A 6,813-nucleotide genomic window follows, 5' to 3' on the forward strand; every position below is an offset into this window, starting at 1 on the left:
CCCTGTGAGAGCCAGCTCCCACAGGAGGTTTTAGATCCAGCCCAGCCAGCTCCAGTAGGTGGCGGCAAACACCAGCATCAGCAGATAGCCAATCACCGTGACCAGCAAGCCCACCTTGGCAAACTGCCGCGCGGTGAAGGTGCCGGTGCCCAGGCACACCATGTTCTGCGGGGCGTTGATCGGCAGGATAAAACCGTAGCTGACCACAAACCCGAGCAACATGGTCATGCCCAGCCGGCTGAAGTCTCCCGGCAGGGTTTGCAGTACGGCAATCAGGATCGGCAACAACGCCGAGGTCAGCGCGGTAGCGCTGGCAAAGCCCAGGTGAATCACAATCAGGAATGCGCCCAGGATCGCAAACACCCCCAGCGGCCCCAGTTGATCCAGGCCGGTATGCCCCACCACCTGCGCGCCCAGCCATTGCCCGGCCTGGGTGGTGAGCAACGCGGTACCCAGGCTGATGCCCACGCCGAACACAATCACCGTGCCCCAGGGGATACGCGACTGCACGTCCTTCCAGGTCATCACGCCGATCCCCGGCAGCAGCAGGAACACCAGGCCGGCGTAGGTGGTGGAGGTGGTATCGAAGCTGTGCAGGCGCCCTTCCGTGGCCCAGGCCAGCAGCAGCAATACCGAAACGGTCAGCAAGCGCTTCTGCGGCCCGGTCATCGGGCCGATCTCCACCAGGGACTGCGCCACCGCTTCCTTGCCACCGGGAATGCTATTGCTTTCCGGGGGCAGCAACTTGAGTACCAGAAACAGCAGTACCGCCGACATGATCAGCGCCCACGGCGCCCCGGCGATCAACCAGTCGATCCACGACACGCGCTGGCCGAGCATCTTGTCCATAAAACCGACCGTCAGCAGGTTCTGCGCGGCGGCGGTCTGGATCCCGACGTTCCAGATACTGGTGCCCTGGGCGACGACGATCATGATCCCGGCGGCGATATTCGAGCGTTTGTCCACGCCAAACGCGGCAATCACCCCCATCATGATCGGCACCACGCAGGCGCTGCGGGCGGTGGCGCTGGGCACCACCAGGCTGAGCAGGATGGTCACCGCAATCGCGCCCACCAGGATCCCGCGAGTGCTGGTGCCGACCCGGGTCAGAGTCACCAGGGCGATACGCCGGTCGAGGCCGGTGTGGGTCATGGCGGCGGCGATAAACAACGCACCGGCCACCAGGGCCAGGGCCGGGTTGGCAAACCCGGTGAGCGCCATGCTGATAGCGGGGCTGGAACCGATCAGGTGCGTCGGGTCCTGCAAGGATGGTGCGGTGCCCAACAGAAAGGCCATCAACGAGGTGATCATGATCGCACTGGCTTCGTAGGACACCGCTTCGGTGATCCACACCACCACGGCAAACGCGAGGATCGCCAGCATCCGCTGGCCGGCCATCGGCAAATCGGCGGGCAGCGGCAACAGCAGCACGCCGACCATCACCAGTACGGCAATCACCAGGCCCATGGGCAACTTGAATGATGCAGCGGTTGTTGCGGGGCCGTTCATGGGGTTCTCCGTCAGCCTTCAAATCAGGCCGACAGCATGAGGCAAAGCACCGCACGCCGTGTTGACGGGTATCAACGTGCCAGGCCAACACGTGAGCACTGCCCCCCTCTATCGGCCAGCCGGCCGCAGCAGGGCATCGACCTGCTCAGCCACGCTTAGCAAAAGGCTGTCGTTTCTAAATCCTCCGATTATTTGCAGCCCTACCGGCAGCTCTGCAGTTTTGCGCACAAGAGGAATATTCACTTGCGGCAATCCAAATGCCATCCAGAATTTGATGAAGTCCGACGGCCCAGTGGCGCCAAGGCCCAACGGGGCGACGATGCCGCAGCTCGCCCCCAGGACGGCGTCAAACGGTTCGAATATCTCCTCCAGCACCGGCGCCAACTGTGCCAGACGCCTCTTGGCCGCTGACTCTTGCTCCCAACTGGTCCGCTCGGCACGGGCGAACATATCGAGGATTTCCATGCTCATCTTGTCCGGATGCCGATTGAACTCGGCGGCCAATGAGCGGGCGCCCTCACAATCGTTTATCAACAGATGGTCATCAAACACCCTGGCAAACCCCTCGGGCAACACCACTTCGCTCACTCGGTGCCCTGCCGCACGCAGCGTATCCATAGCGGCTTCCAGTGCCAGGGCCACGTCCTTGTCCACCTGATCCCAGCGCGCCGTACGGCAAAAGCCCAACGACCGTAGCGGGCTTTCCGCGGGGCGCGCCGGGAACCCCGGGATCAGGACTTGCGCGATCAGGCTCAGGTCACGCACCGAACGCCCAAACCAGCCGACCGTGTCGAAACTCGGCGCCAGTGGCTTGACCCCCTCAAGCGAGACCAACCCATAGCTGGGTTTGAAGGCGTGCACCCCACAGTAAGCGGCAGGCTTGATCAATGATCCGGCCGTCTGCGTACCCAGGGCGATGGGAAAGAATCCAGCCGCCAGCCCCCCCGCCGAGCCCGCACTCGAACTCCCAGGCGTGCGTCGGAGGTCCTGGGGATTGCGCGTCGGCCCGGTGTGCATATAGGCGAATTCGGTGGTGTGGGTCTTGCCCATAATCAGCGCCCCCGCCTGGCGCAGCAGCGAGACAACCTGTGCGTCACGGGACGGGCGGTTGTCCTCATAGATCGGCGAGTAAAAACCGGTGGGATGATCCACGGTGTCGTAGTTATCTTTGACCCCCACCGGAATACCTGCCAACAGACCTCGCGCACGCGTCCCGGTCAATTGCCTCGCTTGAGCACGAACCGCGTCGGGGTCGAACGAAACAAAGGCCTGTATTGTCGACTCCTGAGCCTCGGCACACCCAAGGAAGTGTGCGGCGACTGTCTCTTCGCTCACCTCACCCGCACAGACCCGCTGTGCCAGGGTGGAGGCATCCAAATGATCAAAACGGTACATGGCATTCCTCTGTTACAGGCCTGTCTGCCCAAGGGCTCAATGCAAAATCTGCGGGTTGTCGAAGAAGTCATTGGGCGCCGAGGTCGGCTCGTCGAACAGCATGATTTTCGGCTTCATGCACAGGGCACAGGTAATCGCCACGCGCTGTTGCTGGCCGCCCCACAATTGCCCCGAAAACTTGTGGGCCTGCTTCGGGATACGCACGCGCTCCAGGTTCCGTCGCAGCCATTGAGCAACTTGACGAGTTCACGTCCTACCGTTGGCTGGCGCGCCCAAAAGACTTAAATCAACTTAACGTCGTTTGCGTAACATGCGTTAAACAGCGAACGCCGATTGCAAATCACAGAAGCCTTTTATCTCGATGGGATTGCCGGCCGGATCCAGGAAGAACAGGGTTGCCTGCTCGCCCGGTCCGCCGGCAAAGCGCAGATAAGGGGCGAGGACAAACTTCACCCCGCCCGCGATCAAACGGTCCTTTAACACCAGCCAGTCCGGCATCTCCAGCAACACCCCCAGATGAGGCATCGGTACCAGATGATCGCCGACCCTGCCGGTATCAGTGACGGCAAAGGGCTCACCCAGGTGCAGGGATAATTGATGCCCGAAGAAATTCACGTCCATCCATGTATCCGTGCTGCGCCCTTGTGCGCAACCCAGCAAGTCACAGTAGAACTGACGTGAAACTTCCAAATCGCGAACATGGTAGGCCAGATGAAAAATCGACTGCATGGAGCGCTCCTTAAAGCACCATCTATTTAAATGACAGTGGAATAAGGCAAAGTTTGTGCTGCTTTTACAGAAACACACAGCATGTAATTTTTACTCAGAGCGAAAGAATTTTTAACGATAGCCCCGTACAAGAGCAGGGAGTATTGCCCTACCCCAGTAACTGGCTCAACACCGCCCGCAACTTACCTGGCTTGACCGGTTTGTTCAGCAACGGTGCTTCCAGGCGGCGCAGGGCGCGGCGGCACTGGTCGGTGCGGTCCGCAGTGATAATCACGGCGGGAATGTTCTGGGCGAAATGCTCGCGCAACTGCTTGACCACCGCACACCCCACCACCCCATGGTCGAGGTGATAGTCAGCCAGGATCAGCTCCGGCGCCCGGCCCTGCAACGCCAGCAAGGCACCGGCCTGGTCGGTGGCGGTCACCACCTCGCAGCCCCACTGCCCGAGCAGCGCGCGCATGCTTTCAAGGATGCTCAGCTCGTTATCGATCACCAGCAGGCGGCGCCCGGGCAACGGATTACCAGTGCTCGGCTGTGTCGGCAACTGACTGATGGCCAGGGGTACCTCGGCACTCAACGGCACCTCGATGCTGAACATCGAGCCGCGCCCCGGCCATGAACGTACTGCCACCGGGTAACCTAGAATCAGCGCGATACGCTCGACAATCGCCAGGCCCAACCCAACGCCCTTGCGATCCGCGGCGCGGCCGACATCGAGTTGGTTGAACTCCAAAAAGATCGAGCTCAACCGGTCCGCCGCGATTCCGCGCCCGGTGTCCCAGACCTCCAGGCGCAGGCGATCACCGCGTCGCCGCGCGCCCAACAGGATGCAACCCTCATCGGTGTAGCGGCAGGCATTGCTGAGGAAGTTGCGCAAAATACGCGTCATCAGGCGCAAGTCCGTGCGGATCGCGTAGCCGGCAGTGCGCGCCCGCAGCTTGAGGCCCGCCGCCTGGGCCACCGAATGGAACTCCGACACCAGCGGCGCAAACAGCTCATCCAGGCGGTACAGCGCCACGTCCGGCTTGACCGCTGCCTGGTCCAGGCGCGAGATATCCAGCAAGTCGGTCAGCAGGTCCTCGGCCCCTTCCAGAGCCTGATGGGTGCGCTCCACCAGCACTTGCTCGACACTGGGCAGGTTGCGTTCACGCAGGGTAGAGATCAGCAGCCGCGCCGCGTTGAGCGGTTGCAGCAGGTCATGGCTGGCAGCGGCCAGGTACTTGTCCTTGCTGCGATTGGCGGCCTGGGCGGCGTCACGGGCGTCGCGCAGGTCTTGTTCAGTCTGTTCGCGCCGGGCGATCTGCTGTTGCAGGTTGTGGTTGGCTTCGAGCAGCTCATCGGTGCGCGCCGCCACCCGTTGTTCCAGCTCATCGTTGAGGCGGATATAGCGTTTGCGCTCGGCTTCCAGTTCATCCAGCCGCGCCGTCAGCTCCGGGTAGTGGCTCTTGCGCGCCGAGTGATCGCCCAGCCCCAGCAGCCCGGCCAGAGCCCGCTGCTGGTCGTCAGAGAGCTTCGCCATAGACGACCTCGACGTCACGCTGGCTCGACTCACGCGGGTTGGTCAGGATGCACGGGTCATGCATGGCGTGTTGCGACAAAAACGGAATATCTGCCACCCGCACCCCGTGCAGGCCGAGAGTTTCATGGAAGCCGATGGCGTGCTTGAGGGCAATCAGGTGCTCCACCAGCCGCCCGCAGATCTGCCGGTGGTTGAGGCCCCGGCAGTCGATGCCGAAGGTCTCGGCAATCACCTTGAACCGTTCCGGCGCCGAGTTGTAGTTGAACGCCACCACATGCTCCACCAGCACCGCGTTGCACAGGCCATGGGGCAAGTCGAGAAAGCCGCCCAGGCTGTGGGACATGGCATGCACCGCGCCGAGGATCGCATTGGAAAACGCCAGGCCGGCCTGCATGCTGCCGAGCATGATTTTCTCGCGCAGGGCGATATCGCCGGGGTTGGCGATCATCTGCACCAGGTTGCCATTGATCAGGCGCATGGCTTCCAGCGCATGGGGGTCGGTCAGTGGGCCGTGGCCGGTGGACACAAAGGCTTCGATGGCATGCACCAGCGCGTCGATCCCGGTACAGGCCGAGAGGAACGGGTCCATGCTGGCGGTGGTTTCCGGGTCGATCAGCGACACATCCGGCACCACTGCCTTACTGACGATGGAAAACTTCATGCGTTCCTGCTGATTGGAAATGATCACGAACTGCGACACATCGGCCGAGGTGCCGGCGGTGGTCGGGATCAGGATCAGCGGCGGGCTGGGCACGCGGATGGTGTCCACCCCTTCGAACTCAAGAATGCTGCGCCCATGGGCGACCACAATACCGATGGCCTTGCCGCAATCCATCGGGCTGCCGCCGCCGACGGCGACGATCACATCGCAATGGTTCTCGCGGTAGACCTCGGCGCCCTGCATCACTTCTTCGACACGCGGGTTGGGTGACACCGCGGTGTACAGGCAGTACTCGATCCCCAGGGCCTGCAGGCTGGCCTCGACATCCGTGACCCAACCGGCAGCGACCACACCCGGGTCGCTGACCACCAGGACCTTGCGCGCACCAAAGGTCTTGGCGTAATTGCCGACATTGTGCCGGGAACCGGCGCCGAAGATGATTTCTGGGGAGACGAATTTACGCAATTGGCTGAGGCTATGGCTCATTGGAAAGCCTGTTTTTATTGTTTTGGAAGATACGGGCCACACTAACGCATCCGCTGGCGAATGCAATCAGACCAATGGGCTAGCCCTTATCCCTGCAGGAGCCGGCAGGCCGGCTCCTGGGATGGTTTCAGCGGTTGGCGAAATACATGGTCACTTCAAAGCCGATACGCAGGTCGGTGTAGGCGGGTTTGGTCCACATGGGAGCGTTCCTCTTGTTATACCGGGAGAGTCCGGTACAGGCATTAATACATGGGTGGGCTGGCGAGCGAATGCTACTTTCGAACGAACCGGCCGCAGTCATTAGTCTCGGATGTACATAGAATCTCCCACAGGGGTACGCGCACGATTCGACGATCAGGTCGGCTGTCAGGCCGCCTCGCTTTGCTGGTGATTTTGATCTTAGGCGCCCCGTTAAACCACGCTGGCCGTCATCCGATATTGATTTGGGGGGTAACCCGGCAGGACGCCGGGTTAGCCGCGCTGGGCCATGGATGGCCCATCGCGGCGGCCCCCC

General features: G+C 61.9%; 6 protein-coding genes and 1 pseudogene. All 7 read right to left on the bottom strand.

Annotation, left to right across the window (positions count from 1 at the left end):
- Positions 1-30 precede the first annotated feature (30 nt).
- The 7 genes and pseudogenes from JFT44_RS19290 to pqqA all read right to left on the bottom strand — a co-directional run bounded on the left by JFT44_RS19290 (position 31) and on the right by pqqA (position 6,498).
- The gene (locus JFT44_RS19290) at positions 31-1,509 is read right to left on the bottom strand and encodes a DASS family sodium-coupled anion symporter (RefSeq protein ID WP_198831037.1); all 1,479 of its coding nucleotides are present in this window, start codon (positions 1,507-1,509) and stop codon (positions 31-33) included.
- Positions 1,510-1,617: 108 nt separating this feature from the next.
- Positions 1,618-2,904: an amidase gene (locus tag JFT44_RS19295; protein WP_198831038.1), complete on the bottom strand. Its 1,287-nt coding sequence runs from the start codon at positions 2,902-2,904 to the stop codon at positions 1,618-1,620.
- Between the two features lie 75 nt (positions 2,905-2,979).
- Positions 2,980-3,129 (bottom strand): annotated as a pseudogene (locus JFT44_RS19300) (ATP-binding cassette domain-containing protein); the annotation flags it as partial.
- Positions 3,130-3,219: 90 nt separating this feature from the next.
- A complete protein-coding gene (locus JFT44_RS19305; protein ID WP_057439400.1) occupies positions 3,220-3,633 on the bottom strand; it encodes a VOC family protein in 414 nt (137 codons plus the stop codon).
- A 148-nt stretch (positions 3,634-3,781) separates the two neighbouring features.
- Positions 3,782-5,152 (bottom strand): hybrid sensor histidine kinase/response regulator, encoded by a 1,371-nt coding sequence (locus JFT44_RS19310; RefSeq protein WP_115128518.1) that lies wholly within the window; start codon positions 5,150-5,152, stop codon positions 3,782-3,784.
- On the bottom strand, positions 5,136-6,299 hold the full coding sequence (ercA, locus tag JFT44_RS19315; RefSeq protein ID WP_057960071.1) for an alcohol dehydrogenase-like regulatory protein ErcA: 1,164 nt from the start codon (positions 6,297-6,299) through the stop codon (positions 5,136-5,138). The genes JFT44_RS19310 and ercA overlap by 17 nt, the downstream gene beginning before the upstream one ends.
- A 127-nt stretch (positions 6,300-6,426) precedes the next feature.
- Positions 6,427-6,498 (bottom strand): pyrroloquinoline quinone precursor peptide PqqA, encoded by a 72-nt coding sequence (pqqA, locus tag JFT44_RS19320; RefSeq protein WP_003243383.1) that lies wholly within the window; start codon positions 6,496-6,498, stop codon positions 6,427-6,429.
- Between the last annotated feature and the right edge of the window lie 315 nt (positions 6,499-6,813).

It is taken from the genome of Pseudomonas sp. MF5691 (assembly GCF_016405645.1).
Lineage (GTDB): Bacteria > Pseudomonadota > Gammaproteobacteria > Pseudomonadales > Pseudomonadaceae > Aquipseudomonas > Aquipseudomonas shahriarae.